Consider the following 1,113-nt stretch of genomic DNA (forward strand, 5'->3'; position numbering starts at 1 on the left):
TTCGTCGGCAGCGTCAGAGTGGTATAAAAGACAGGAAGCAAGGGAACTCGGGTGCGACAACCTCCTCATCCTGTCAGGGCGGGAGGAGAAGACCGAAATAGCGGAATGGTTCGGGGTGACCGGGACGATCCGGTACATTCCGCTCTGGAAGTGGCTGGAGAGCCCGGTTATCGGATAGTTCCTTTCCACTCTCTCCCGCACTGCCCGCAGAACCGCATCTGTGGATTGAGCGATGCGCCGCACTTGATGCAGGACCGTCCCGGCTGCCGGGCCGGACATTTTCCCGGGCCGGGCTCTGGTTCGGGCGGACCGTCACTTTGGGCGGTGGCAGACGATCTTCCGCACCAGCATCTCCCGCTCCCGGATAGCTTCTGCAAGAAGCCGGTACTCCCAGATCTGCCGGTCGATATATTCCGGTGAAAAGAGCGGGGCCAGCCGCTTCCTGGTCGCCGGGTCATCGATCGTGTCGGCCACGTTCTCGTTGTAGCGGGCGTACCGGGCATTGTCGTCGCCGATGGAGACGAGGGTGAGCCCGGCCGTGCGGATCACCTCGCGGTAGTCGTCCTCGGTGTTGGCTGCAATCGTGAGGTTGTCGGCCCGGGCGATGGTCTTCATCCGCTCGCCCCAGCGACCGTGCTCCGGGCTGAGCCAGTCGCTGATGATGAAGGACCCGCCCGGCAAAAGCACCCGGAAGATCTCGCCAAAGAGGATGTTCTTCTCCCCGGTATCAAGGTGGAGCAGGACGCCCTTGCAGAAGGCGAGATCGAACGAGGCATCGGGAAACGGGAGCCGGCTGATGTCGTCATAGTAGACGAAGGAGAGCCGGTGCCGGAGCTCCGGCGGGATCCTCCGGTTCGATTCATCGACCATGGGGCGGTTGATCTCAAGGCCGGTCACGATGGCCCCGTGCCGGCCGGCAAGATACGCTGCCGGCCCGCCAAGCCCGGCCCCGATGTCGAGGATTCGTTTGTTCTCCAGCCCGAACCCGTCAAACAGGGCGTCGATCGCCTCCCCGCCACCTTCCGAGAGGAACCCTTCGCCGTATGCCGCCTCAAGGAGCGAACAGAACTGCTCCGGGTACTCATCCTGTACCTTGTCGATGCTGCTCATGGT

General features: G+C 63.0%; 1 protein-coding gene. It reads right to left on the reverse strand.

The annotated features are described in order from the left end of the window. Positions 1 to 312: 312 nt before the first annotated feature. A partial coding sequence (locus CW742_RS14545; protein ID WP_292421619.1) for a class I SAM-dependent methyltransferase occupies positions 313 to 1,113 on the reverse strand: 801 nt, incomplete at its 5' end.

Source organism: Methanoregula sp. (assembly GCF_002835825.1).
GTDB lineage: Archaea > Halobacteriota > Methanomicrobia > Methanomicrobiales > Methanospirillaceae > Methanoregula.